The sequence below is a fragment of the Pseudomonas orientalis genome, from assembly GCF_022807995.1.
GTDB lineage: Bacteria > Pseudomonadota > Gammaproteobacteria > Pseudomonadales > Pseudomonadaceae > Aquipseudomonas > Aquipseudomonas orientalis_B.
This window is the reverse complement of sequence record NZ_CP094351.1, coordinates 4,983,145-5,009,180: the sequence shown is the minus strand read 5'-3', so window position 1 is coordinate 5,009,180 and position 26,036 is coordinate 4,983,145. Positions and strand designations below refer to the sequence as shown.

At 61.2% G+C, this 26,036-nt stretch carries 20 protein-coding genes; 14 read left to right on the top strand and 6 right to left on the bottom strand.

Annotation, left to right across the window (positions count from 1 at the left end; translation table 11 throughout):
* Positions 1-14: 14 nt before the first annotated feature.
* From MRY17_RS22350 to MRY17_RS22335, 4 genes are all read left to right on the top strand, one after another.
* Positions 15-461, top strand: a complete 447-nt coding sequence (locus MRY17_RS22350; protein WP_243352875.1) for a DUF4879 domain-containing protein — start codon at positions 15-17, stop codon at positions 459-461.
* A gap of 97 nt (positions 462-558) precedes the next feature.
* Positions 559-1,083 carry a (2Fe-2S)-binding protein gene (locus tag MRY17_RS22345; protein ID WP_191953244.1) on the top strand — a complete coding sequence of 175 codons (525 nt, stop codon included), beginning with the start codon at positions 559-561 and terminating at the stop codon, positions 1,081-1,083.
* Positions 1,080-2,069, top strand: coding sequence for an FAD binding domain-containing protein (locus MRY17_RS22340; RefSeq protein WP_181283166.1), 990 nt, complete (start codon positions 1,080-1,082; stop codon positions 2,067-2,069). The genes MRY17_RS22345 and MRY17_RS22340 overlap by 4 nt, the downstream gene beginning before the upstream one ends.
* Entirely contained in the window at positions 2,066-4,249 is a 2,184-nt protein-coding gene (locus MRY17_RS22335) for a xanthine dehydrogenase family protein molybdopterin-binding subunit (RefSeq protein WP_191955845.1), read from the top strand. Before MRY17_RS22340 ends, MRY17_RS22335 begins: the two co-directional genes overlap by 4 nt.
* A gap of 553 nt (positions 4,250-4,802) precedes the next feature.
* On the opposite strand, the gene MRY17_RS22330 is transcribed toward MRY17_RS22335, so the two are convergent.
* On the bottom strand, positions 4,803-6,053 hold the full coding sequence (locus tag MRY17_RS22330) for an MFS transporter (protein ID WP_243352874.1): 1,251 nt from the start codon (positions 6,051-6,053) through the stop codon (positions 4,803-4,805).
* Between the two features lie 318 nt (positions 6,054-6,371).
* Here MRY17_RS22330 and MRY17_RS22325 point away from each other — a divergent pair, with 318 nt between their 5' ends.
* From MRY17_RS22325 to MRY17_RS22315, 3 genes are read left to right on the top strand one after another with little or no spacing between them, the layout of a single operon-like run.
* Positions 6,372-7,811 (top strand): cytochrome ubiquinol oxidase subunit I, encoded by a 1,440-nt coding sequence (locus MRY17_RS22325; RefSeq protein ID WP_181284587.1) that lies wholly within the window; start codon positions 6,372-6,374, stop codon positions 7,809-7,811.
* A gap of 1 nt (position 7,812) precedes the next feature.
* Positions 7,813-8,820 (top strand): cytochrome d ubiquinol oxidase subunit II, encoded by a 1,008-nt coding sequence (cydB, locus tag MRY17_RS22320; protein ID WP_057724960.1) that lies wholly within the window; start codon positions 7,813-7,815, stop codon positions 8,818-8,820.
* A 12-nt stretch (positions 8,821-8,832) separates the two neighbouring features.
* Positions 8,833-9,000 (top strand): DUF2474 domain-containing protein, encoded by a 168-nt coding sequence (locus tag MRY17_RS22315; protein WP_181284586.1) that lies wholly within the window; start codon positions 8,833-8,835, stop codon positions 8,998-9,000.
* Between the two features lie 71 nt (positions 9,001-9,071).
* Here the strand turns inward: MRY17_RS22315 and MRY17_RS22310 are convergent, their stop codons facing one another.
* Positions 9,072-10,196: a methyltransferase gene (locus tag MRY17_RS22310; protein ID WP_243352873.1), complete on the bottom strand. Its 1,125-nt coding sequence runs from the start codon at positions 10,194-10,196 to the stop codon at positions 9,072-9,074.
* A 140-nt stretch (positions 10,197-10,336) separates the two neighbouring features.
* A complete protein-coding gene (locus MRY17_RS22305) occupies positions 10,337-11,047 on the bottom strand; it encodes a helix-turn-helix transcriptional regulator (RefSeq protein WP_191953240.1) in 711 nt (236 codons plus the stop codon).
* Positions 11,048-11,476: 429 nt separating this feature from the next.
* On the opposite strand from MRY17_RS22305, the gene MRY17_RS22300 reads away from it, so the two are divergent.
* A complete protein-coding gene (locus tag MRY17_RS22300; protein WP_181284583.1) occupies positions 11,477-12,253 on the top strand; it encodes a ferredoxin--NADP reductase in 777 nt (258 codons plus the stop codon).
* Between the two features lie 38 nt (positions 12,254-12,291).
* Here the strand turns inward: MRY17_RS22300 and mscL are convergent, their stop codons facing one another.
* The gene (gene mscL / locus MRY17_RS22295; RefSeq protein ID WP_191953239.1) at positions 12,292-12,708 is read right to left on the bottom strand and encodes a large-conductance mechanosensitive channel protein MscL; all 417 of its coding nucleotides are present in this window, start codon (positions 12,706-12,708) and stop codon (positions 12,292-12,294) included.
* 287 nt (positions 12,709-12,995) lie between these two features.
* Between mscL and katB the strand changes: the two genes are divergently transcribed.
* The 6 genes from katB (at position 12,996) to yjiA (ending at position 20,319) form a co-directional block, all read left to right on the top strand.
* Positions 12,996-14,537, top strand: coding sequence for a catalase KatB (gene katB / locus MRY17_RS22290; protein ID WP_243352872.1), 1,542 nt, complete (start codon positions 12,996-12,998; stop codon positions 14,535-14,537).
* Positions 14,538-14,675: 138 nt separating this feature from the next.
* Positions 14,676-15,224 (top strand): ankyrin repeat domain-containing protein, encoded by a 549-nt coding sequence (locus MRY17_RS22285; protein WP_243352871.1) that lies wholly within the window; start codon positions 14,676-14,678, stop codon positions 15,222-15,224.
* Between the two features lie 35 nt (positions 15,225-15,259).
* The gene (radA, locus tag MRY17_RS22280) at positions 15,260-16,627 is read left to right on the top strand and encodes a DNA repair protein RadA (protein WP_032884669.1); all 1,368 of its coding nucleotides are present in this window, start codon (positions 15,260-15,262) and stop codon (positions 16,625-16,627) included.
* A 295-nt stretch (positions 16,628-16,922) separates the two neighbouring features.
* Positions 16,923-18,989: a carbon starvation CstA family protein gene (locus MRY17_RS22275; protein WP_057724970.1), complete on the top strand. Its 2,067-nt coding sequence runs from the start codon at positions 16,923-16,925 to the stop codon at positions 18,987-18,989.
* 15 nt (positions 18,990-19,004) lie between these two features.
* The gene (locus MRY17_RS22270; protein ID WP_003176208.1) at positions 19,005-19,202 is read left to right on the top strand and encodes a YbdD/YjiX family protein; all 198 of its coding nucleotides are present in this window, start codon (positions 19,005-19,007) and stop codon (positions 19,200-19,202) included.
* Positions 19,203-19,356: 154 nt separating this feature from the next.
* Entirely contained in the window at positions 19,357-20,319 is a 963-nt protein-coding gene (gene yjiA / locus MRY17_RS22265) for a GTPase (protein WP_243352870.1), read from the top strand.
* Positions 20,320-20,498: 179 nt separating this feature from the next.
* On the opposite strand, the gene glyA is transcribed toward yjiA, so the two are convergent.
* Both glyA and MRY17_RS22255 read right to left on the bottom strand, forming a co-directional pair.
* Positions 20,499-21,752 (bottom strand): serine hydroxymethyltransferase, encoded by a 1,254-nt coding sequence (gene glyA / locus MRY17_RS22260; protein WP_076952735.1) that lies wholly within the window; start codon positions 21,750-21,752, stop codon positions 20,499-20,501.
* 229 nt (positions 21,753-21,981) lie between these two features.
* The gene (locus MRY17_RS22255) at positions 21,982-25,833 is read right to left on the bottom strand and encodes a sensor domain-containing protein (RefSeq protein WP_431768373.1); all 3,852 of its coding nucleotides are present in this window, start codon (positions 25,831-25,833) and stop codon (positions 21,982-21,984) included.
* Positions 25,834-26,036 lie beyond the last annotated feature (203 nt).

Genomic DNA, 26,036 nt, shown 5'->3' with positions numbered 1-26,036 from the left:
AGGTCATCGACAGCATGAAAAAAGCCAACGTGTGGAGTCTAGCGCTGATCGCCAGTATCAGCCTGTGGCTGGGCACAGCACCGGCGTGGGGCGCGACTGCACCGGCCTTGAGCGAGGTGCGCGTGTTCAAGGTCGAGTCAGGCAAGTGCACGGAAACCATCCCGGAGCGCGTCACCCTGACTCAGATGTGTACACATCGCGGGCCAACCAAGGTTTCGGTGATGGAAGTGGGCCTGGGTAACAACCCGGTCGGGCGCTTCAACGGTGCGGTGCTCAACGGCCAGCGCACGGCGGTGTGCCAGGTCGGCAACATCAGCCAGGCCTGCAATGGTGCGGGCACATTGATGGGCTACATCTATGTGTTCGACCTGAATGTCGAGGGGCCAGGGGGCTTCGTCTACAGCAATACCTCGATCAACCCTCCGCAAAATACATTGACCACCATACTCAATATCCACTGATCAATCATCTTGAACGCTCAAAACCCCGGGAAGTCGTACCCCTTAAGACGGCGATTTTCCTGAACGCCGCGGATGTACACCAACCCGTGAGGTGTTTATGAGCGCGACCCCCAATGGCGCGGCGGCCCAGCCGTACGTTGCCCACCCGATACGCTTGACCATCAATGGCCAGGATCGCCAATTGAGTGTGCTGCCCTGGACCACCTTGCTGGACCTGCTGCGCGAACAACTGGACCTGGTTGGCAGCAAAAAGGGCTGCGACCACGGCCAATGCGGTGCCTGCACCGTGTTGCGTGACGGCAAACGCGTAAACGCCTGCCTGACCCTGGCCGTGATGTGCGACGGCGCCGAGCTGACCACCATCGAAGGCCTGGCCGACGGCGACCAACTGCACCCGATGCAGCAAGCCTTTATCAAGCACGATGCCTTTCAGTGCGGCTACTGCACCCCCGGCCAGATCTGCTCGGCGGTCGGCCTGGCCAACGAAGGGCGCGCCCACGACAGTGCGCAAATCCAGGAACTCATGAGCGGCAACCTGTGCCGCTGCGGCGCCTACAGCAATATCCGCGACGCCATCGAAGAAGCGCTGCCGGCGTGCGGCAACCGCGGAGGTGAGCAATGAATCCCTTCCAGTACAGCAAACCGACCGATGTGCACGAGGCGGTGCACCTGAGCAGCGCGGCATCACGCTTCATTGCCGGCGGCACCAACCTGCTGGACCTGATGAAAGAGAACATCAGCCGCCCCGAACACTTGATTGATATCACCGGATTGCCGCTGGGCGCCATCGAAGAAACTGCCGAGGGCGGCCTGCGCATTGGCGCGCTGGTGAGCAATGCCGACCTGGCCTGGCACCCGCTGATCGAGCAGCGTTATCCGTTGCTGTCCCAGGCCATCCTGGCCGGCGCTTCGCCGCAACTGCGCAACATGGCCAGTACCGGTGGCAACCTGCTGCAACGCACCCGTTGCTACTATTTCTATGACGCCACGGTGCCCTGCAACAAGCGTGAACCCGGCAGCGGCTGCCCGGCGCGCACCGGCTTGAATCGTATCCACGCGATCCTCGGCGCCAGCGAGCAATGCGTCGCCACCCACCCTTCGGACATGTGCGTAGCCCTGGCAGCGCTGGAGGCGCGGGTGCATGTGCAAGGACGCGGCGGGGCGCGGGTTATCGAGTTTGCCGACTTCCACCGTCTGCCGGGCGATGCGCCGCAACGGGACAACCAATTGGCCGACGACGAACTGATCACCGCCGTGGAATTGCCTGCCGATAACCTGGCGCGTCACAGCCACTACCTGAAGATCCGCGACCGTGCGTCCTATGCGTTCGCGCTGGTGTCGGTGGCCGCTGCCCTGGAGCTGCACGGCGACGAGATCATCGACGCCCGTCTGGCCCTCGGCGGTGTGGCCCACAAACCCTGGCGTGACCGTGCGGTGGAAGCCTCGCTGATCGGCCGCACCGTCAGCCGCGAAACCTTCAGTAATGCCGCCGATGCCCTGCTGCAGGATGCCGAGCCGCTGCAACACAACGGCTTCAAGATCAAGCTGGCGCGTCGCGCAATCATTCGAGCACTGAGCGACGCTGCGGTCGCGGGAGAACAGCCATGAGTGCCATCGGCAAACCCCTGGACCGTGTCGACGGTCTGCTCAAGGTCACCGGCCAGGCGCGCTATGCCGGTGAGTTCCCCGAGGACGGCCTGCTGCATGGCAGTGTGGTATCGAGCACCATCGCCAAAGGCCGGGTCATTCGGATCGATGCCTCCAAGGCCTTGGCCCTGCCGGGCGTGGTGGCGGTGATTGATCACCTCAATCGCCCGAAAATCGCCAGTTACGACGATGCCTTCGCCGATGCGGATGCCGCCGACGGCTCGCCCTTTCGCCCACTGTATAACGACCGCGTGCTCTACAGCGGACAGCCGCTGGCGCTGGTGATCGCCGATAATCTGGAGCTTGCGCGGCATGCCGGCTCGCTGGTGGAGATTGAATACGCGCCCGAAGACTTCGAAACGGACCTGATCACCCAGCAGGAATCGGCCCATCCTTCGCCGCAGACCCCGCCCGGCCCGCGTGGCAACTTCCAGGCCGAGTGGGCCGGCGCCGCCATCAGCCTCGATCTGCATTACAGCACGCCCATCGAACACCATAACCCGATGGAACCCCACGCCAGCACCGTGCTGTACCAGCCGGACGGCACCTTGCATATCCACGACAAGACCCAGGGCCCGCAGAACTGCCAGGCTTATGTGCAAAAAGTATTCGGCCTGGATAAAAGCCAGGTGCGCATCTTTGCCGCGTTTGTGGGCGGTGCCTTTGGTTCGGGTCTGCGCCCGCAGTACCAATTGCCGCTGGCGGTGATGGCATCGCTGGCACTCAAGCGTTCGGTACGCGTCACCCTGACCCGCCAACAGATGTTCACCTTCGGCTACCGCCCTCGCACCTTGCAGCGCTTGCAGATGGGCGCCGCCCCCAACGGGCGCTTGCTGGCCCTGGGGCATACCGCGATCGGCCAGACCTCGCGTTTCGAGGATTTCAGCGAGCACGTGGTGGAGTGGAGCGGCATGCTCTACCACTGCGATAACGTGCAATTGACCTACAAGCTGGTGCCGCTGGACGTCTTCACCCCACTGGACATGCGCGCCCCCGGCGCCGCCCTGGGCGTGATCGGGCTGGAATGCGCCATGGACGAACTGGCCTGTGCCCTGGCCATCGACCCGGTGCAACTGCGCCTGATCAACTACGCCGAGCGTAACCAGAACGAGGACAAACCCTGGTCGAGCAAGGCCCTGCGCGAGTGTTACAGCGAAGGCGCCGAGCGTTTCGGCTGGAGCCAGCGCAACCCCGAACCGCGCAGCATGCGCGACGGCCGCCAGTTGATCGGCTGGGGCATGGCCGGCGGGGTGTGGGAAGCCATGCAGATGAAAGCCAGCGCCAAGGCGCGCATCGACAGTGACGGCAAACTCACCGTCAGCAGCGCCACCACCGATATCGGCACCGGCACCTACACCGTGATGACCCAGATCGCGGCCCAGGCCAGTGGCGTGGCGATGGCCGACGTCAGCTTTCTGCTGGGCGATTCATCGTTGCCCACGGCGCCGTTGCAGGGCGGCTCGTTTACCGTGTCGTCCGTCGGTACCGCCGTGCAACAGGCCTGTGAAGCGCTCAATGCGAAACTGCTGGAAACCGCGCGGCAGGTCTACCCGGTGTTCAGGGACGCCGAGTCCGTGCGTTTCGAAGAGGGCCAGTTGCATACCGGCGACGTGAGTGTGTCGCTGGCCCAGTTGGTCAAGGACAGCGGTGAAAACGCGCTGGAGGTGCAGGTAGACAGCGAGCCCGACAAGAAGCGCGAGGGCTATGCCAGCGCCACCCATTCGGCGGTGTTCGTTGAAGTGCGCGTGGACGAGGACCTTGGCACCATCAAGGTCAGCCGTGTGGTCAGCGCCATTGCGGCCGGGCGTGTGGTCAATCCGAAAATGGCGCGCAGCCAGATTCTCGGCGGCGTGGTGTGGGGCATTGGCATGGCGCTGCATGAAGAGACCCAGGTCGATCATCAACTGGGTCGCTCCATGAACCATAGCCTGGCCGAGTACCATATCCCGGTGAATGCCGATATCGGCGAGATTGATGTGCTGTTTGTCGAAGAGCATGACGAGATCGTCAATGCCCTGGGGTCCAAGGGGGTGGGAGAGATCGGTATTGTCGGGGTGGCGGCGGCGGTGGCGAATGCTATCTATCACGCTACTGGCAAACGGGTTCGGGAGTTTCCGATTACTCTGGACAAGGTGCTCTGACGCGGTCTGGCAAACACTGAAGACCTGAATGTACTGTGACGGCCGGACAGCCGACGCGGTTCTAACTGACGGTCCGAGGTCCAAATGTGGGAGGGGGCTTGCCCCCGATGGCGGCCTCTGGGCCGACCAGGATGTTGAGTTGGACCGAGTACATATCCGTTTCTGCGGTCATGGCCACTTAGGGTTCCGCCCTGACGGCGGCTCACTTTTGAAAAGCGCAAAAGTAAGCAAAACGCTCTTGCCCCACCACTCGGCACCTCGCCTAGGCTCGGTGTGCCCGAACGAAGGCTTGAATCCGTGGGCCGCCGCAATGGGCCATCCATGGCCCAGTGCGGCTAACCCGGCGTCCTGCCGGGTTGCCCACGGATTCAAGCCTGCGTTCGGCCAGCGTGGTTTAACGGGGCGCCTAGGATCAAAAGCAGATCAAGATCAAGATCAAGATCAAGAGCGACTCGCTTCGCATCGTGGTTACGGTTGGCGCTACAAGGTTGTGTATATAGCTATGGCTATCGGGGGCAAGCCCCCTCCCACATTGACCTTATGTCAAAGCGGGTCAGGCGGTGGTTTTCGAGGCCGTTTCTTCCACCGGTACATGCATACGATCGCGATTGGCCAGGGTCGGGAACAGTTTGATCCACACTCCGGTCACGACCAGTGTACCCACGCCGCCCATGACGACGGCGGGCACAGTGCCGAACCAGTGTGCGGTGATGCCCGATTCGAACTCGCCCAATTGATTGGATGCGCCGATAAACAAGCCGTTGACCGCACTCACCCGGCCGCGCATTTCATCCGGCGTTTCCAACTGCACGAACGAAGCCCGGATCACCATGCTGATCATGTCCGCCGCGCCGAGTACCACCAGCACCGCCAGGGAGAACCAGAACGAGGTCGACAGGCCGAATGCGATGGTCGCCACGCCGAACACGCCGACTGCAGTGAACATGACGCGACCGACCTTGCGGTCCACTGAAAAACGCGCCAGCCACAGTGACATCAGCAGCGCCCCCACCGCCGGTGCCGAGCGCAGCAGGCCCAGGCCCCAGGGGCCGGTCAACAGGATATCCTTGGCGAACACCGGCAATAGCGCGGTGGCGCCGCCCAACAGTACGGCGAACAGGTCCAGGGAGATGGCGCCGAGGATGTCCGGCCGGCTGCGGATAAAGCGAATCCCGGCCAGCAACGAGTCGAGGGTGGCCTTGCCTTTGTTCAGCGGCGTCTGGCGGGCGGGCAGGTTCAGGGTCAGCCCGCAGGCGATCAGGTACAGCACCACGGTCGGGCCGTATACCCAGACGCTGCCGAACGCGTAGAGCAAGCCGCCGAGGGCCGGGGCGACGATGGTCGCCAATTGCTGGGCCGATTGCGACGACGCCACGGCCCGGGGGAACAGTGCGCTGGGTACGATACTGGGCAGCAGCGCTTGGGTGGTGGGCATTTCGAACGAACGCGCGGCGCCCAGCAGAAAGGCGAGAATGAAGATCATCTCGCGGGTCACATTGCCGGTCAGCCCGCCGATGGCCAGGGACAGCGCAATCAGCGCCTGCACGGTCTGGCAGATGGCAGCGACCTTGCGTCGCTCATAACGATCGGCCACATGCCCGGTGTGCAGCATGAACAGCACGCGCGGCACGAATTCCACCAGGCCGACCAACCCCAGGTCGAGCACATTGCCGGTCAGTTGGTAGAGGTTCCAGCCGATGGCCACGGTCAGCATCTGGAAACCGCTGGCGGTAAAGATCCGCGCCAGCCAGAACGCGATGAAAGGACGGTGGTGACGTAACAGCAACGCGGATTCGCTAGGCATTGGGCGTACAGATCAAGACCGAAGGGAATGTCGAGATTAGCATTATGTTGTAACAAAGAGTTGCAATAACCTTGGTGAGGCAAGCTGTCACGCGGCAAAACACCACACAACTGCCCATCGAAAATGGGACTACTCTTTCAACGATGCTTGATCCAGATCAACGCCCGCTCCGGGATTGCTCTGGTGGCCGAAGGGCCAGACTCCCTGCGTGACGGGTAAAAAAAGAAACGAATTGAAATTCGCCACACTCCATATCCGTGGGGGCAGTGGGTGCAGGCTCCGAGCCCGCAGCCGGTATTACCTGACAGAGGAAGACTTATGTTCGGTTTGGAGGCGCTAGATCTCGCCCGAATTCAATTTGCGTTCACCATCTCGTTTCACATCCTGTTCCCGGCGATCACCATCGGCCTGGCCAGTTACCTTGCGGTGCTGGAGGGCTTGTGGCTCAAGACCCGCAACGACACCTACCGTGACCTCTACCATTTCTGGTCGAAGATCTTTGCCGTCAACTTCGGCATGGGCGTGGTCTCCGGCCTGGTCATGGCTTATCAGTTCGGCACCAACTGGAGCCGCTTCTCGGACTTCGCCGGTGCCGTCACCGGGCCGCTGCTGACGTACGAAGTACTCACCGCCTTCTTCCTCGAAGCCGGTTTCCTGGGCGTGATGCTGTTCGGCTGGAACAAGGTGGGGCGCAACCTGCACTTCTTCTCCACCGTGATGGTGGCGGTCGGTACGCTGATCTCGACGTTCTGGATTCTCTCCTCCAACAGCTGGATGCAGACGCCCCAAGGCTTTGAAATCGTCGACGGCCGCGTGATTCCGACCGATTGGTTCGCCGTGGTTTTCAACCCCTCATTCCCCTATCGACTGGCGCATATGGCCACCGCTGCCTTTGTGGCGACGGCGTTCTTCGTTGGCTCCTCTGCGGCCTGGCACCTGCTGCGCGGCAAGGACAACCCGGCGATCCGCAAAATGCTCTCGATGGCGATGTGGATGGCCTTGATCGTCGCGCCCATCCAGGCGGTGATCGGCGACTTCCACGGCCTCAACACCCTCAAGCATCAGCCAGCCAAAATCGCCGCGATTGAAGGTCACTGGGAAAACATCGGCAATGAACCCACGCCGCTGATCCTGTTCGGCTGGCCGGACATGAAAGCCGAAAAGACCAAGTACGCGGTGGAAATTCCCTACCTGGGCAGCCTGATCCTGACCCACTCGCTGGACAAGCAGGTGCCGGCGCTCAAGGAGTTCCCGCCTGAAGACCGTCCCAACTCGACCGTGGTGTTCTGGTCGTTCCGGGTCATGGTCGGCCTGGGTTTCCTGATGATCTTCACCGGCTTGTTCAGCCTGTGGCTGCGCCGTGGCGACAAGATGTACACGTCCAGGCCATTCCTGCATCTGGCGTTGTGGATGGGCCCGTCCGGCCTGATCGCGATTCTCGCCGGCTGGTTCACCACCGAAATCGGCCGCCAGCCGTGGGTGGTCTACGGGCTGATGCGCACTGCGGATGCGTCTTCCGGGCATAGCCTGGCGCAGATGACCATCACCCTGGTGCTGTTCGTGGTGGTGTACTTCGCGCTGTTTGGCGCGGGCCTGGGTTACATGATGCGCCTGGTGCGCAAAGGGCCTGTGGTTTACGAGGTCACCGAGCCGACCCAGGGTGGACCTGGCCAGAAACGCACCCCGGCGCGTCCGTTGTCCGCTGCCGATGATGGCACCGACAACGATCACGACGACATCCAGCACAAGGGGCATTGAGATGGGCATTGATCTTCCGCTGATCTGGGCCGTGATCATCATCTTCGGCATCATGATGTACGTGGTGATGGACGGCTTCGACCTGGGCATCGGCATCCTGTTTCCGTTCGTACCGGGCAAGACCGACCGCGACGTCATGATGAACACCGTGGCGCCCGTGTGGGACGGCAACGAAACCTGGCTGGTATTGGGCGGCGCGGGCTTGTTCGGCGCGTTTCCGCTGGCCTATTCGGTGGTGTTGTCGGCGTTGTACCTGCCGCTGATCCTGATGTTGATCGGGCTGATCTTTCGCGGCGTGGCCTTCGAGTTCCGCTTCAAGGCCAAGGACCACAAGCGTCACCTGTGGGACAAGGCGTTTATCGGCGGCTCGCTCACGGCGACGTTCTTCCAGGGCGTGGCGCTGGGGGCGTTTATCGACGGCATCCCGGTGGTGAACCGCCAGTTCGCCGGCGGCTCGCTGGACTGGCTGACTCCGTTCACGATGTTCTGCGGCGTAGCGTTGATCGTGGCGTATGCCTTGCTCGGCTGCACCTGGCTGATCATGAAGACCGAAGGCAAGTTGCAGGAACAGATGCACAACCTGGCGCGGCCGCTGGCCTTCGTGGTGCTGGCGGTGATCGGTATCGTCAGCCTCTGGACGCCGTTGACCCACGCGGAAATCGCCTCGCGCTGGTTCACTCTGCCGAACCTGTTCTGGTTCCTGCCCGTGCCGCTGCTGGTGCTGGTGACGATGTACGGGTTGTTCCGCGCCGTGGCCCGCCGGGCGCACTACACGCCATTCTTGCTGACGCTGGTATTGATCTTCCTGGGCTACAGCGGCCTTGGGATCAGCCTGTGGCCGAACATCATTCCACCGTCGGTGTCGATCTGGGACGCGGCTGCGCCGCCGCAAAGCCAGGGCTTCATGCTGGTGGGCACCTTGTTCATCATTCCGTTCATCCTGGGCTACACCTTCTGGAGCTACTACGTGTTCCGCGGCAAGGTCACCCACGAAGACGGTTATCACTAGGAGGGTCGCAACATGGCGGGCAAACCTTCGTTGCACGACATCGAACAGGCTGAAAAACAGCCGCTGTGGCGGCGTCTTGGGTGGCTGGCGATGATCTGGGCCGGCAGCGTGCTGGCCCTGTTTATCGTCGCCAGCCTGATGCGCATGTTCATGAATGCGGCTGGCCTGACCACCCACTGACATCCCGATCCGGGCTTTGCGGCCCGGTTTTTTTGAGTCCTGCTCTTGTTACTTGAAGGGCAGGGCTTTTTTTATTTGCGCGCCTTGAGAATGACGAACTTGGGCGTCGCCGCCACCTGTTCGACGCCGCGGAACAGGCGCGCCAATTTGCTGTGATAACCCAGGTGACGGTTACCGACGATATACAACGCGCCACCCACCACCAGGGTCTCCCGCGCCTGCTGGAACATGCGCCAGGCGAGGAAGTCGCCCACCACCTGCTGCTGGTGGAACGGCGGGTTGCACAGCACCACGTCCAACGACTGCGCTTGCTGGCCGGCCAGACCGTCGTCGGCCCGCACGATCACCTCGCGTTCCCCCAGGGCGGCCCGCCAATTCTCGGTGGCTGACTGCACCGCCATGAAGGATTCGTCCACCAGGGTGTACTGCGCGTCCGGGTTTTGCAGGGCGCTGGCAATTGCCAATACGCCGTTGCCGCAGCCAAGGTCGGCCACGCGGGCGCCGCCCAGGTTGTTCGGCAGGTGCGGCAGGAACGCGCGCGTGCCGATGTCCAGGCCTTCGCGGCAGAACACGTTGGCGTGGTTGAGCAATTCGATGGCCGGGGTGTCCAGCGTGTAGCGGGTAGGGTAGGGCGACACTGCCGCAGCGCGGTCTGCGACGGTGGCGATCAGCAGCCGGGCCTTTTTTACCGCAAGCGTGGCGTGCATCGGCCCGATATGACGCTCCAGCAGCTCACCGGCGGCGCGTGGCAAATGTTTGATCATCGCCGCAGCGATCACTTCGGCGCCTGGGGCCAGTCGGCCCTGCAGCCGTATCAACTGTTCTTCCAGCAGCGCCAGGCTTTTAGGTATGCGCAGCAACACCCGATCGAACGGCCCTACCGGCACTTGGCTGGCCGGCACGAACGGTACCGCATCAAAGGCTTTGCCGTTGCGTACCAGGTTTTTTTCCAGGCCTTGGGCGGCGAGGAACGAGTCCCCGCTGGAAGTCACCTGCACCTGGCCTGCCAGGCTGGCCGCGAGGGCACCGAAGCTGTCATTGAGCACCAGCACCCGGGTTGCCGCAGGCGGTTGCTGGTCGGCGAGGTGGCTGAGCAGGTACTCGTCGGCGGCATCGAAGGCTTGCAGCGGATCATTGTGTTGCTCGGGCTGACGAATCAAATCGAGCTGGGCGAAGGGGCTGTCAAGCAGGGGCATGGCGGGGGAGGCTCTGGAGTAATCGACGGAACCGTCTGAGTGAACGGCGAGGCAACCTTTGAAAGGGCATCAACACTCAGAATGGGCCGTAAATGGTACTTTTTTTTCAACGCGATGACATGCGGTGTTTCTTGTCCGGGTCAAAACAACCCTGCTTTGGAGGCGCTGAGCACGGCCTGGATCTTGTTGTGAACCCCAAGCTTCTTGAAGGTACTGCTGATATGGAAGCCCACCGTACGCTCGGACAGGCAGAGAATGGCCGCGATCTCGGACGCGGTCTTGCCCATGGCGGACCACTTGAGGACTTCCGTTTCCCGTGCGGTCAACTTGCTGGGCGTGTTGACGTGGGCTTTGTCGGCGTATTTTTTTGCAACCACTGCATGCATCGCATGGCAGAGCCACAACACCTGCCCGGCTTTTTCGTAAAGCTCTTCAGGGCTGACCTCGCCTTTGCCACGGGTCAGCGTGAGCATGCTGAATATACCCTGGAAATCATGCACCGCCTGGGTCCAGCCCAGGTGCACGCCAAACGATTGGGCCAACTCCCACAACTGGGGTGTACTGCTAAAGGTTTTCTGGTCCCAGACAATGGGCAGGACACTTTTTTTACAATGGGATACAACAGGATCCAGATCGAAGAAATGCGCTCGTGTGTAAATACTTCTCCACTCATTTGGATGGTTGTCTAGTTGGATGGGATCTGTTTGGTTGTTTTTAGCTTGAGAACTCATCGTAAATGAGCAATATTGGAATCCCAGTTCATAAGTGTGATTGACGACCATCTCAAACACGCTGGTGATTTCGCTCTCGCCCTCCAGCTTGGGCAGCCGGGTATTGCGCCATTTGACCATCGGTAACTCTCCATAGGTTTCCCTGTGACTTGGGTACGTCCTGATCCCAACGCTGCTCGAGAACAAAGTGTAGGATAAGTCCTATGAGTAGGGCTGAAAAAAAATTTCGGTTATTGGCGTGTCACGGCACAACAGCGCTGTACAACTAACAAACTTTTGTATGAGTTAGCCGCGTGGTGCTTGGCTTTTCAATAGTTTGAAGGTGGTGTCAAAATGATATGCTCCCGACGTTCAGCATCATCTAGTGATGTATCGCGAGTGGGTTAATAGCAAAATGTTTAGTTTGTTGTTGGCGCGCTATTTGTCACTTATTGTTACAAGCCCGACAGCGTCGCTGTCTTTGGCTGACTGCAATGTCAGTACAAATCAACGGTGTTTGCGCGGCCCGCATTGAGAGACACTACGGCCCTGTGCAAAACGGAGCCCCCCATGACGGCCAGTGCTGAGAAATTTACCCGCCAGACCTTGCTCGACGTGCAATCGCTGACCCCCAGCCTCTTCACCTTGCGCACCACGCGTGATGCAGGCTTTCGCTTTACCGCCGGCCAGTTCGTGCGCCTGGGCGTCACCAAGGCGGATGGCAGTACTGTATGGCGTGCTTATTCCATCGTGTCTTCGCCGTTTGACGAATACCTCGATTTCTTTTCCATTGTGGTGCCAGGCGGCGAGTTCACCAGTGAGCTGAGCCGCCTGAAAGTGGGCGATACCTTGCTGGTGGAACGCCAGGCCACTGGCTTCCTGACCCTGAACCGCTTTATCGACGGGCGCGATCTGTGGCTGCTGGGCACCGGTACCGGCGTGGCACCGTTCCTGTCGATCCTGCAGGATTTCGAGGTGTGGGAAAAATTCGAACGTATCGTTCTGGTGTACAGCGCACGAGAGGCCAGGGAGCTGGCGTACCAGTCGTTGATCAACCAACTGGGCGAGCGCGAATACCTGGCCGAATACGCCCACAAGCTGGTCTACATCCCTATCGTCACCCGTGAGCGGCATCCGGGCGCGTTGAACGGACGTATCACCACCTTGATCGAGAATGGAGAGCTGGAACGCGCGGCCGGCATCGAGCTGACGGCGCAACACTCGCGCGTGCTGATTTGCGGCAACCCGCAGATGGTCGATGACACGCGCCAGTTGCTCAAGCAGCGCGACATGCAACTGAGCCTGAGCCGACGCCCTGGCCAGGTGGCGGTGGAAAACTACTGGTAAAAAAAGGCGCCTCACGGCGCCTTTTTTGGGTCCGCAGGTCAGAGCGGCTTGTCGTGCTGTGCCTTGAGCAGATCGCGGATCTCGCCCAGCAGCACCTCTTGCTTGGTCGGCGTCGGTGGCAAGCTCGGGGCTACGGCCTCTTCGCGCTTGAGGCGGTTGATCGCCTTTACCCCCATGAAAATAGCGAAGGCGACGATCAAAAAGTCGACCACGCTCTGGATGAACTTGCCGTAGGCCAGCACCACGGCGGGTGCATCGCCTTGCGCGGCCTTGAGCGTGATTGCCAGGTCGCCGAAGTCCACGCCACCGATCAACAGGCCGAGCGGCGGCATCACCACGTCCCCTACAAATGAGGAAACAATTTTGCCGAACGCGGCGCCGATGATAATACCGACGGCCATGTCGACCACATTACCTTTGACCGCGAAGGCCTTGAACTCACTGATCACGCCCATAGGTTATTCCTTGTTACAGATGAGAAGGGTGGAGGTCAGTGTAAGTCAGTCGTAGCGGGCTTGCGCGACACAACCTTTAACACTGTTGGTTTTTATCGACACATTAAAACGCAATTAGTTTGCAAAGTGCCACCAATCGCGCGCGGGATACGGCGGATTTCAGCGGGTTACCACATTTTTTTCTCAATCGGGCCTGTGGTGTTTTTCTATTTATCTTCTGACCCGCAGGTCACTAGCCTCTGGCAAGCACAACTGAATGTGCACTAAAAAAACCAGAGGAAACCTTGATGAACCATTCAATCAATCGCAGGCCTGTGTCGGCACGCCAGGCGTTGGCGTTGGTGACCGCCAGCCTGCTGACCCTCTCCGTGCAAGCCGCCAACCTGACCCGTGACAACGGCGCCGCCGTTGGCGATAACCAGAACTCGCAGACGGCCGGCGCCAATGGCCCCGTGCTGCTGCAGGACGTTCAATTGATTCAGAAGCTGCAGCGCTTCGACCGCGAACGCATCCCCGAGCGCGTGGTGCATGCCCGTGGCACGGGCGCCCATGGCACCTTCACCGTGACCGACAACCTCAGCGACCTGACCAAGGCCAAGGTATTCGCCGCCGGTGAAGCCACGCCGGTGTTCGTGCGTTTCTCGGCCGTGGTCCACGGCAACCATTCCCCGGAAACCCTGCGCGACCCACGGGGCTTCGCCACCAAGTTCTATACCGCCGAAGGCAACTGGGACCTGGTCGGCAACAACTTCCCGACATTCTTCATTCGCGATGCCATCAAGTTCCCGGACATGGTCCACGCGTTCAAACCGGACCCGCGCACTAACCTGGACGATGACTCCCGTCGTTTCGACTTCTTCTCCCATGTTCCCGAGTCCACGCGTACATTGACCGAGTTGTACTCGGACGCCGGCACACCGGCCAGTTACCGGGAGATGGATGGCAACGGCGTACATGCCTACAAGTTGATCAACGCCAAGGGCGAAGTGCACTACGTCAAGTTCCACTGGAAGAGCCTGCAAGGCATCAAGAACCTTGATCCCAAGCAAGTCACCGAAGTGCAAGGGCGTGACTACAGCCATATGACCAATGACCTGGTCACCCATATCAACAAGGGCGACTTCCCCAAGTGGGACTTGTATGTGCAGGTGTTGAAACCTGAAGACCTGGCCAAGTTCGATTTCGACCCGCTGGACGCCACCAAGATCTGGCCGAATGTGCCTGAGCGCAAAGTCGGGCAAATGGTGCTCAACCGCAACCCGGCCAATGTTTTCCAGGAGACCGAACAAGTGGCGATGGCCCCGGCCAACCTGGTGCCGGGTATCGAACCGTCGGAAGACCGCCTGCTGCAAGGGCGGGTGTTCTCCTACGCCGATACGCAAATGTACCGACTGGGCGCCAATGCCCTGCAACTGCCGATCAACGCCCCACGGGTCACCGTCAACAACGGTAACCAGGACGGCGCGCTGAACTTCGGCAAGACCACCACCGGCGTGAACTACCAGCCAAGCCGCCTGTTGCCACGGGAAGAGCCGCAAGCTGCGCGTTACAGCCAGTCTCCGCTGTCGGGCAGCACCCAGCAGGCGAAGATTCAGCGTGAGCAGAACTTCAAGCAGGCCGGCGACTTGTATCGCTCCTACAGCAAAAAAGAGCGTCAGGACCTGATCGATAACTTTGGCGGCTCGTTGGCGACCACCGATGATGAAAGCAAGCACATCATCCTGTCGTTCCTCTACAAAGCCGATCCGGAATACGGCACCGGCGTGGCCAAGGTGGCCAAAGGGGACTTGGCGCGTGTGAAAGCACTGGCTGACAAACTGAGCGACTAACCGCGCCCTCCTGTAGGAGCGAGCTTGCTCGCGAAGAACTCAAAGGCAACGCATTCATCCAGGATGCACGCGTTATCGTTGACGTTTTTCGCGAGCAAGCTCGCTCCTACCAGGGGATCTTTCTCAAGGATCTTGATCATGCGTACGTTCATATGGGCACTGCTGGCCTGCTGGTCGTTCAGTGTGCTGGCCGAACAACCCCCATCCAATGACCCTGGTGCGCTCAAGGCTCAGCTCCAGGATTATTATTTCGACGCCGCCCGCCGTGGCGACCTCGACATGCTCAACACGTTCATTGAGTCGGGCTACGCCCTGAATACTCAGGACGACAAGGGCTACACCGCCTTGATCCTTGCCGCCTATCACGGCCAAAGCGCCTACGTTGAGCGCCTGTTGGCCGCTGGCGCCGACGCCTGCGTGCAGGACCAACGCGGCAACACCGCGCTCATGGGCGCCATCTTCAAAGGCGAACTGAAAATTGCCCAGCGGTTACTGGCCACCGACTGCAATCCCGACCAACGCAACGGCGCGGGGCAGACCGCCGCCATGTACGCCGGGCTGTTCAAACGCGTCGAACTGCTGGGCGAACTGAAGGCCAAAGGCGCCGATCTCAACGCCGAAGACCCCATCGGCAACACCGCTTCACGCTTGGCCAACGGTGAAATCCGGACCCCGGCGCCGCGCTGAGCTATCATCGCGGTTTTTCGGTTGGAGGTTCTTCAATGGCAAAGGCCAAGCGCATGTACGGCTGCACGGAGTGCGGCGCGACCTTTCCCAAGTGGGCGGGCCAGTGCGGCGAGTGCGGTGCGTGGAACACCCTGACTGAAACCATGATTGAAAGCGGTGGCGCCGCAGCCCCCACCGGCCGCGCCGGCTGGACCGGGCAACAAGCGCAGATCAAGACCCTGGCCGAAGTCAGCGTCGAAGAGATCCCGCGTTTCTCCACGGCCTCCGGCGAGCTGGACCGGGTATTGGGCGGTGGCCTGGTGGACGGCTCGGTTGTGCTGATCGGCGGCGACCCCGGCATCGGTAAATCCACGATCCTGCTGCAAACCCTGTGCAGCATCGCCAGCCGCATGCCGGCGCTGTACGTCACCGGCGAAGAATCCCAGCAGCAAGTGGCCATGCGCGCCCGCCGCCTGGGCCTGCCCCAAGACCAACTGCGGGTCATGACCGAAACCTGCATCGAAAGCATCATCGCCACGGCGCGCATCGAAAAGCCCAAGGTCATGGTGATCGACTCGATCCAGACGATTTTCACCGAGCAACTGCAATCAGCGCCTGGCGGCGTGTCCCAGGTGCGTGAAAGCGCGGCGCTGCTGGTGCGCTATGCCAAGCAGAGCGGCACGGCGATCTTCCTGGTCGGTCACGTGACCAAGGAAGGCGCGCTGGCCGGGCCGCGCGTGCTGGAGCACATGGTGGATACCGTGCTGTATTTCGAGGGTGAATCCGATGGCCGCCTCCGGTTGCTGCGGGCGGTGAAAAACCGCTTTGGCGCGGTTAACGAGTTGGGTGTGTTTGCCATGACTGACCGGGGGCTGAAAGAAGTCTCCAACCCCTCGGCGATCTTTCTCACCCGCGCCCAGGAAGAAGTCCCAGGCAGCGTGGTAATGGCGACGTGGGAAGGCACCCGGCCGATGCTGGTGGAAGTCCAGGCGCTGGTGGATGACAGCCATCTGGCCAACCCGCGACGGGTCACCCTCGGCCTGGATCAGAACCGCCTGGCCATGCTGTTGGCGGTATTGCATCGCCATGGCGGCATTCCGACTCACGATCAGGACGTCTTCCTCAATGTGGTGGGCGGGGTCAAGGTGTTGGAGACCGCGTCCGACCTGGCGTTGATGGCGGCGGTGATGTCCAGCCTGCGCAACCGGCCCTTGCCCCATGACTTGCTGGTGTTTGGCGAGGTCGGGCTGTCGGGCGAAGTGCGCCCGGTGCCCAGCGGCCAGGAGCGCTTGAAAGAGGCGGCCAAGCATGGCTTCAAGCGGGCGATCGTGCCCAAGGGCAATGCGCCGAAGGAAATGCCGCCAGGATTGCAGGTGATTGGGGTCACCCGCCTGGAACAGGCGTTGGATGCACTGTTCGAGTAATCAGCAACACCGCAAAACCAATGTGGGAGGGGGCTTGCCCCCGATGGCGGCAGGTCAGTCAATCTATCAGCGCCTGACACACTGCTATCGGGGGCAAGCCCCCTCCCACATTTTGATTTGTGTTGAAGTCTAGGTTTCCAGCAGTGCCGCCAACCCTGCGCCATCATTCAGCCTTTATTTCTGCTTTTTTTGCATCGGCAAGGCTCTAGACCAACGTAGGGGGGTGGCCTTTGAGGCCAGTAGCGCTAAACTCCGGTTGGCTGTCCTTTCTGTCCACCCTGGCTGGAATATAAAAATGAAAAATAATAATAGCCTGCTACGCCATCTACCCTGGCTGGTGCTGGCAATCGTAGGAGCGTGCGCCCTCGGCGTAGTGGCCTTGCGCCGCGGCGAGGCGATCAACGCCTTGTGGATTGTGGTTGCTGCGGTGGCCATCTACCTGGTCGCTTACCGTTACTACAGCCTGTTCATCGCCAATAATGTGATGCAACTGGACCCACGGCGGGCCACCCCCGCAGTGATCAACAACGACGGTCTGGACTACGTGCCGACCAACAAACACATCCTCTTCGGTCACCACTTTGCGGCCATTGCCGGCGCGGGCCCTCTGGTCGGTCCGGTATTGGCGGCGCAAATGGGTTACCTGCCCGGCACGCTCTGGCTGATTGCCGGTGTGGTGCTGGCCGGTGCGGTGCAGGACTTCATGATCCTGTTCCTGTCCACGCGGCGTAACGGCCGTTCCCTGGGCGACATGGTCCGCGAAGAGATGGGCCGCATTCCCGGGACCATTGCGCTGTTCGGCTGCTTCCTGATCATGATCATCATCCTCGCGGTGCTGGCGCTGATCGTGGTCAAGGCCCTGGCCGAGAGCCCGTGGGGCATCTTCACGGTAATGGCGACCATCCCGATCGCGATGTTCATGGGCATTTACATGCGCTACATCCGCCCGGGCCGCATTGGCGAGATCTCGATCATCGGCGTGCTGTTGCTGCTGGGTTCGATCTGGCTGGGCGGGCAGATTGCGGCTGACCCGGTGTGGGCCAAGGCCTTCACCTTTACCGGGATCCAGATCACCTGGATGCTGATCGGCTACGGTTTCGTTGCCGCGGTATTGCCGGTATGGCTGATCCTGGCCCCGCGTGACTACCTGTCGACCTTCCTGAAAATCGGCACCATCATCGCGCTGGCGATTGGCATCCTGGTCACCATGCCTGACCTGAAAATGCCGGCGCTTACCCAGTTCATCGACGGCACCGGCCCGGTGTGGAAGGGCGGTCTGTTCCCGTTCCTGTTCATTACCATCGCCTGTGGCGCGGTCTCCGGCTTCCACGCGCTGATCTCCTCGGGCACCACGCCCAAGCTGCTGGCCAATGAAAGCCATGCGCGTTACATCGGGTACGGCGGCATGCTGATGGAGTCGTTCGTGGCCATCATGGCGATGGTTGCGGCGTCTGTGATTGAGCCTGGCGTGTACTTCGCCATGAACAGCCCGGCGGCGATTGTCGGCAGCGACGTGGTGACCGTGGCGCAGACCGTCAGCAGCTGGGGCTTTGCAATCACCCCAGAGGCGTTGTCGGCCGTGGCCCACGACATTGGTGAAACCACCATCCTGGCACGTGCCGGCGGTGCACCGACCCTGGCGGTCGGTATCGCGCAGATCCTGCACAGCGTACTGCCGGGTGAAAACACCATGGCGTTCTGGTACCACTTTGCAATCCTGTTCGAAGCGCTGTTCATCCTGACGGCGGTCGACGCCGGTACCCGTGCCGGTCGTTTCATGCTGCAGGACCTGCTCGGCTCCTTCGTGCCGTCGCTCAAGCGCACCGAATCCTGGACCGCCAACCTGATCGCCACCGCCGGTTGTGTAGCGATGTGGGGTTACCTGCTGTACCAGGGCGTGATCGACCCGCTGGGCGGCATCAACACCTTGTGGCCGCTGTTCGGTATCTCCAACCAGATGCTGGCGGGGATCGCGTTGATGCTGGCCACCGTTGTGCTGATCAAGATGAAGCGTCAGCGCTACATCTGGGTGACCTTGGTGCCGGCAGTCTGGCTGTTGATCTGCACCACCACGGCGGGCTTTATCAAGCTATTCGACGCCAACCCGGCGATCGGCTTCCTGTCGCTGGCCAAGAAGTACAGCGATGCCCTGGCCAACGGCCAGATCCTTGCCCCGGCCAAGAGCATCGACCAGATGCAACACGTGATCTACAACGCCTACACCAACGCAACGCTGACGGCGCTGTTCCTGTTCGTGGTATTCAGCATCCTGTTCTATGCGCTCAAGGTCGGCATTGCCGCCTGGGGCAACAAAGAGCGTACGGATAAAGAAGCGCCGTTCCAGGCTGTACCGGACGCATAACCGAGGATTGCACCCATGTTCAATGACATCAGTCGCCTCGGTAAATACCTCGGTCAGGCCGCGCGCCTGATGGTCGGCATGCCCGACTACGACACTTACGTCGAGCATATGCAAACCAAGCACCCGGACAAGCCGATGATGGATTACAAGGCGTTCTTCCGGGAACGCCAGGAGGCCCGTTACGGCGGCAAGGGTGGGCCCAAGTGCTGCTGACCCGGCATTCGGGCCAGCAGTGATTCCATGTGGGAGGGGGCTTGCCCCCGATAGCGGTGTATCAGTGACACATCCGTGCCTGACACACCGCTATCGGGAGCAAGCCCCCTCCCACATTTGTTTTGTGTTCCTTCAGCTATAAGGAGAACTGTCTGTGTCCTCTCCCATTCCGGTCACCGTGCTCAGCGGCTTCCTCGGCGCCGGCAAGACCACCTTGCTGCGCCACCTGCTCAAGGCCGAACACGGCCTGAAAATCGCCGTGATCGAAAACGAATTCAGTGATGCCGGCATCGATACCCAGCTGTTGGGCGCGGAGCCGGTACAGGTCATGACCCTCTCCAACGGCTGTGTGTGTTGCACCATCCACACCGACCTGACCAAGGCGCTCTACTTGCTGCTTGAGCGGCTGGACAGTGGCGAAATCGCCTTCGATCGGCTGGTGATCGAATGCACCGGCCTGGCCGACCCCGCGCCTGTGGCCCAGACTTTTTTCATCGACGAAGAACTGCGCGAGCGCTACATCCTCGACGGCATCATCACTCTGGTGGACGCGGCCCACGCCGAGCATCACCTGACCCAGACCATCGCCCAGGCGCAGATCGGCTTTGCCGACCGCCTGCTGGTGAGCAAGCGCGACCTGGTGGACGCTGCCACCTTCGACGCCCTCAGCGAACGCTTGACCCGCATCAACCGCCGCGCACCGATCCGCGTAGTGGAGCATGGCAGGATCGACCTGGCCGAGTTGCTGGATGTGCGCGGCTTCAACCTCAACGCAGGCATGAGCCTGCGCCCGGTCAGCACTGCGCCATCGTTCGACCGTATTTCCAGCCTGGTACTGCGCACCGACCAGCCGCTGGATATCGACCGCCTCAGTGAGTTCATGAACGAACTATTGGAAGACCATGGCAAGCAACTGCTGCGCTACAAGGGCGTGCTGAATATTGCCGGGGAGGATCGGCGCATGGTGTTCCAGGGCGTGTTGAAGCTCTACGGCTTCGACTGGGACACCGAATGGGCCGAAGGCGAGGCGCGGGAAAGTGTGATTGTGTTTATTGCCGATGAATTGCCCGAAGACAAGATTCGCCAAGGCTTTGCCAGGGTCTACCAACCCACCTGACTTGAAATGCAACCAAATGTGGGAGGGGGCTTGCCCCCGATAGCTGAGTGTCAGTCACCACAGGCAGCGACTGATAGATTGCCATCGGGGGCAAGCCCTCTCCCACACTTGACCGCATTTCAAATTGGAATAAAAAAGCCCGGCTCAAGAGCCGGGCTTTTTCATTCAAGCAACTGCAATCAAGCGCCGTACACCGGCAGCTTCTTGCAGATGGCCTTGACCTTCTCACGTACCGCGTCGATCACGGCTTCGTTGGAAAGGTCCGCCAGGATGTCGCAGATCCAGCCGGCCAGCTCCTTGCACTCGGCTTCCTTGAAGCCACGGGTGGTCACCGCCGGGGTGCCGAAGCGCAGGCCGGAGGTGACGAACGGCGAACGTGGGTCGTTCGGCACGGAGTTCTTGTTCACGGTGATGAAGGCTTTGCCCAGGGCAGCGTCAGCATCCTTACCGGAAATGTCCTGTTTGATCAGCGACAGCAGGAACAGGTGGTTCTCGGTACCGCCGGACACCACGTCAAAACCGCGCTCGATGAACACGCCGGCCATGGCCTTGGCGTTCTTGACCACTTGTTGCTGGTAGGTCTTGAACTCAGGCTGCAGTGCTTCCTTGAAGCAGATCGCTTTAGCGGCGATCACGTGCTCCAGCGGGCCGCCCTGGGCGCCCGGGAATACCGCGGAGTTCAGCTTCTTCTCGATCTCGGCGTTGGCGCGCGCCAGGATCAGGCCGCCACGTGGACCGCGCAGGGTCTTGTGGGTAGTGGTGGTGACCACGTCGGCGTAAGGCACCGGGTTCGGGTAGACGCCAGCGGCGACCAGACCCGCAACGTGAGCCATATCCACGAAGAGATAAGCGCCGACCTTGTCAGCGATTTCACGGAAGCGTGGGAAGTCCAGGATCTGCGAGTAGGCAGAGAAACCGGCCACGATCATTTTTGGCTTGTGCTCGACCGCCAGGCGCTCGACTTCGTCGTAGTCGATCAGGCCGTTGGCATCGATACCATATTGAACCGCGTTGTACAGCTTGCCTGAGGAGGACACGCTGGCGCCATGAGTCAGGTGGCCGCCGTGGGCCAGGCTCATGCCCAGGATGGTGTCGCCGCCTTGCAGCAGGGCCAGGTACACCGCGCTGTTGGCTTGGGAACCGGCGTGGGGCTGGACGTTGGCGTAATCGGCGCCGAACAGCTCTTTTGCACGGTCGATGGCCAACTGCTCAACCACGTCGACGTACTCGCAACCACCGTAGTAGCGCTTGCCTGGGTAGCCTTCGGCGTACTTGTTGGTCAGTACCGAGCCTTGAGCCTCCATCACCGCAGGGCTGGTGTAGTTTTCCGAAGCGATCAGCTCGATGTGCTCTTCCTGGCGCACGGCTTCTTGCTCCATGGCGGCGAAGAGATCGGCGTCGTACTTGGCAATAGTCAAATCACGGCTGAACATGGCGGTCCTCAAGGATCGGGGGCAGAAAAGGAGGGCATTCTAACCCAATGGGTTTTGGATGGCATATGAAAGGACATCATGTCGCGGACAAGTGGGGCTCATCCGGGATTAGGTGTTGACTGTGCCGGCCTCATCGGGGGCAAGCCCCCTCCCACATTTTGATCTGCGAACACATTCAAGTGTGGGAGGGGGCTTGCCCCCGATGAGGCCAGTGGCCTCACCACACATCTCAGTCGAACATGAACAGCGCATCATTGCTGAACTGCGCCTCGAACCGATTCGCCGGCATCGGCCGTCCGAACAGATAACCCTGCACCTCATCGCAGCCATGCTCGCGCAGGAAGTCAAGTTGCTCGTGGGTTTCCACGCCCTCGGCGATCACCGCCAGGTTCAGGCTGTGGGCCATGGCGATGATGGCGCGGGCGATCTGCGCATCCTGCTCGCCGGAGGGCAGGCCGTCGACGAAAGTGCGGTCGATCTTCAGCACATCGATGGGGAATTGCTTGAGGTAGTTGAGCGACGAATAGCCGGTGCCGAAGTCGTCGACCGCGATGCTCAGGCCGAGGTTTTTCAGGCTGGCGAGGATCTGCATGGCTTCGTTGACTTCGCGCATCAGGATACTTTCGGTCAGCTCCAACTCCAGGCACGCTGGTGGCAGGCCGGTGTCCCTGAGGATGGTGGCGATGCGCGTGCCCAGTTGCCCGTCGGAGAACTGCCGCGCCGAGATGTTGACCGAGACTTTCGGCACCCGCACTTTGTTCTGGTGCCAGGTCTTGAGCTGACGACAGGCTTCGCTGATCACCCAGTCGCCCACATCCACCACCAGCCCCAGCTCTTCCAGCACCGGAATGAAATCCCCCGGCGGCACCAGGCCGCGGCGTGGGTGGCGCCAGCGCAACAGGGCTTCGGCGCCGGTCAGGCGTTTGCCGTCGCCGCTGAACTGCGGCTGGTAATAGAGCACGAATTCGTCCTGTTCCAGGGCGTGGCGCAGGTCGCTTTCCAGCTCCAGGCGCTCCAGGGCGCTGGCGTTCATGTCGGCCTGGTAGAACTGGAAGTTGTTCTTGCCGCGCTCCTTGGCGTGATACATCGCCGTGTCGGCGTTTTTCATCAACTGGCTCAGCTCGTTACCGTCCTGGGGACTCAAGGCGATGCCGATGCTGGCGGTGACGAAGAATTCGCGGCCTTCGAGCACGAACGGCTTTACCAGGCTGGCCAGAATCTGCTCGGCCACGCTGATGGCGCGGTTCAGCGCCATTTCGCGGCTGACGCGCGGTTGCAGCAGCAAGGTGAACTCGTCGCCGCCCATCCGCGCCACGGTGTCGTCCTCGGCCACGCAACCGAGCAAGCGCGTAGCCATTTCCTTGAGCATCCGGTCGCCGGCGGCGTGGCCCAGGGAGTCGTTGATCGGCTTGAAACGGTCGAGGTCGAGGAACATCAAGACCACCCACGACTTCTGCCGCTCGGCCGACTGCAATGCGGTGTGCAGGCGGTCCTGGAACAGGGTGCGGTTGGGCAGGTGGGTCAGGGCGTCATAGTAGGCCAGGCGGTGGATGCGCTGTTCGCTGGCCTTGCGCTCGCTGATATCGCTGAAGAAACACACGTAGCTGGCCAGGTCGCCTTCATCGTCGAACACCGCCGTGATGCCGACCCAGGCCGGGTAGTGCTCGCCATTGCGGCGCTTGAGCCACACTTCGCCTTCCCAGGTGCTGTGCTGGTGCAATTGCTTGAGCACGTAGCGCAGGTGGGCTTCCTGCTGTTCGTCGACGGTGAGCATGTTGGGCAACTGGTCGAGTACATCGCTGACGGCGTAACCGCTGACCCGGCTGAAGGCTTCGTTGGCCTGCACGATATAGCCGGCGGGGTCGGTGATCAGGATGGCGGAGGTGGAGTGTTCGAACACCGTGGCCGCCATGCGCAGGTCTTTTTCCGCGCGGCGCTGCTGGCTGATATCACGACCCACGCCAAGGATGCCTTCAAACGCGCCATGTTCGTCCCACACCAGCACCACACGCAGCTCGATCGGCACTTTGCGCCCATCGGCGCGCAGGCAATCGAACAGGAACAGTTGGGACTGCACCTCATCGCGCAGGCTGTTCAGCGCCTCGGGATTGCCCACGGCACGGCTGACCTGTTCCATCAGGCCGTACATGCCGGTGAGCTGCTGCGGGTTGGCAATGATCGACTGCCAGCCGTTCTTGAACACCCAGTCCACGTCATACCCCAGCACGGCGTTGACCGATGGGCTGACGTAGTTGAGGGCCAGCCGACTGTCGGTGGAGCAGATCACGTCGCTGATGCTTTCGGCCAGCATGCGGTAGCGCTGTTCGCTGTCGCGCAGGGATTCGCTGGCCTCGATCTGGTCGGTGATGTCCTTGGCCACGCCGATGATCCGCGTAACCACCGCCGAGGTGTCCCTGGCCAGGGCCTGTTCGCGGATATCGAAACGTCGCCACTGGTTGTTGCGGTGACGAAAGCGCAACTGGCAGTGCAGTTGGGTCGTGTAGCCCACCTGCCGTTGCTGTTGACGCGCGTCGTGGTAATGCTCGGCGTCTTCGGGGTGCAGCAGGATTTCCCAGAAGTACTCACCCATCTGCTGCAGTTCGGCCTTGTTGTAGCCGAGGGTATGGCCCAGGTGATGGTTGCTGAAAATCATGCGCTGGCTGATCACGTCCTGTACATACAGGTGGTCGGGCACGGTGCGGACCACATCCGACCAGAAACTCTCGCGCTCGACCAGCGAGAGTTCGATCAGCTTGCGGCTGGTGATATCACTGATGCTGAGAATGACCGCCCTGACGTCATCCTGCTGCTCCGGCAAGCGCATGACCAGCCACAGGTATTGTTCATTGCCCGCCATATCGTTGAGCTGGATTTCCAGCTCCAGTTGTTTCTGCCGTGTCAGTACGGCTTCCAGCACCTGGTGGCCGATAGAGGTGGCATTGTGCGGGCCATCGTCAATCAGGCGCTCCCAGGCTTGCTCGCAGGAGCTCACGTTCAGCAGGCGCACGGCCATCTGGTTGATCTCGGTGACGCGCAGCTCCTTGAGCAGTTTGCGCCGCTCGGTGGGGTTGGCCTGCAGCCAGGCGCGCAATGGTTCGCCGCCCTGCACCGGGCTCTTGTCGCAGAACGCCTTCAACCCCGACAGGTCGAGTACGCACAAGGCCACGCCGGTGCCTTCGAAAATATCCTGATAACGTCGCCGGCCTTCATGCACCTGGCGCTGGCGCCGGCGCATGTTCAGCAGCACGATCACCGGAATCAGCGAAAATGCCAGGCCCAGCAGGCATTTGCCGATGAACGCGGGCAGCAGTTGTTCGAGCACCGCGCTGCGGTCGAACAGCCCGCGCAGTTGCCAGTCACTCTTGCTCAACGGGGTGACCAGCACACTTTTATTCAATTCATCCGGGGTCAACGCACTGGCCCATTGGGCCGGCATGCCGTTGTCACGGCTGACCACGCGATGGTTCAGGCGGTTCTCGATGGCCCACGTCGGGCGCTGGCCCTGGGCATCCTGGCGGGTCAGGTTGGCCAGGTAGGTGGGCGCCAGGCGCAGCGCCCAGTACAGCTTCGAGCCACCGCTGGGCTGGTGCAGCAACAGATAGATGACGGTGCCGTCGCTGTCGTTGCTCAGGTAATAGGCTTGGGCGTGGCTGCGCTTGACCAGCTCTTCGAGCAGGGCGCTGTCCTGGCTGTCGTTGGCGCTGTCGCTGATCACTGCGCCGCTGGGAGCGAGCAGGGCGAAGCTGCGCAGTTCGGGAAGTGAGCGCTGCAACGTGTGCATCAGCGCCTGTTGTTGTTCGGTGTTGCGCGGCGGCTCGACGATCGGCAGCAGATTCAAGGCGATCTGTGCGCTCAGGGCCATATTCTGGCTGATCTGTTCGGCGAGGTCCGCGCTGTAGTCGATGGTGTATTGCTGCTGGTCTTTCTGGTTTTGCTGCAATTGGTCGAGCAGTTGCCAGAACAATAGCGCGAGCAACATCAGCACAAGCGTCGCCAACGCGCCTTTGAAGGTGCCGTGCAGGGGCGCTCCCGGCGCTAGATGAGCGGCGCGCAAGGGCGTGGGCGGCATGACTTTGGACAAGCTGTGATCCTGCGGTTGGCTGGACTGGCGCGCGACGTGCACTATAAGCCGGACGCCCGAAGGGCGGCTAGCATGCCTTGAGTTGTGGCAAAGTGCCAGTCCCGCCTGGCTGGACTGCCCCAGCGCATTGAGGTAGCTTTGCCGGTTACGCGGGGGCGTTCCAGCCCCAGACATTCAGGCTTTTTTCCGCTCGCTGGCATTGA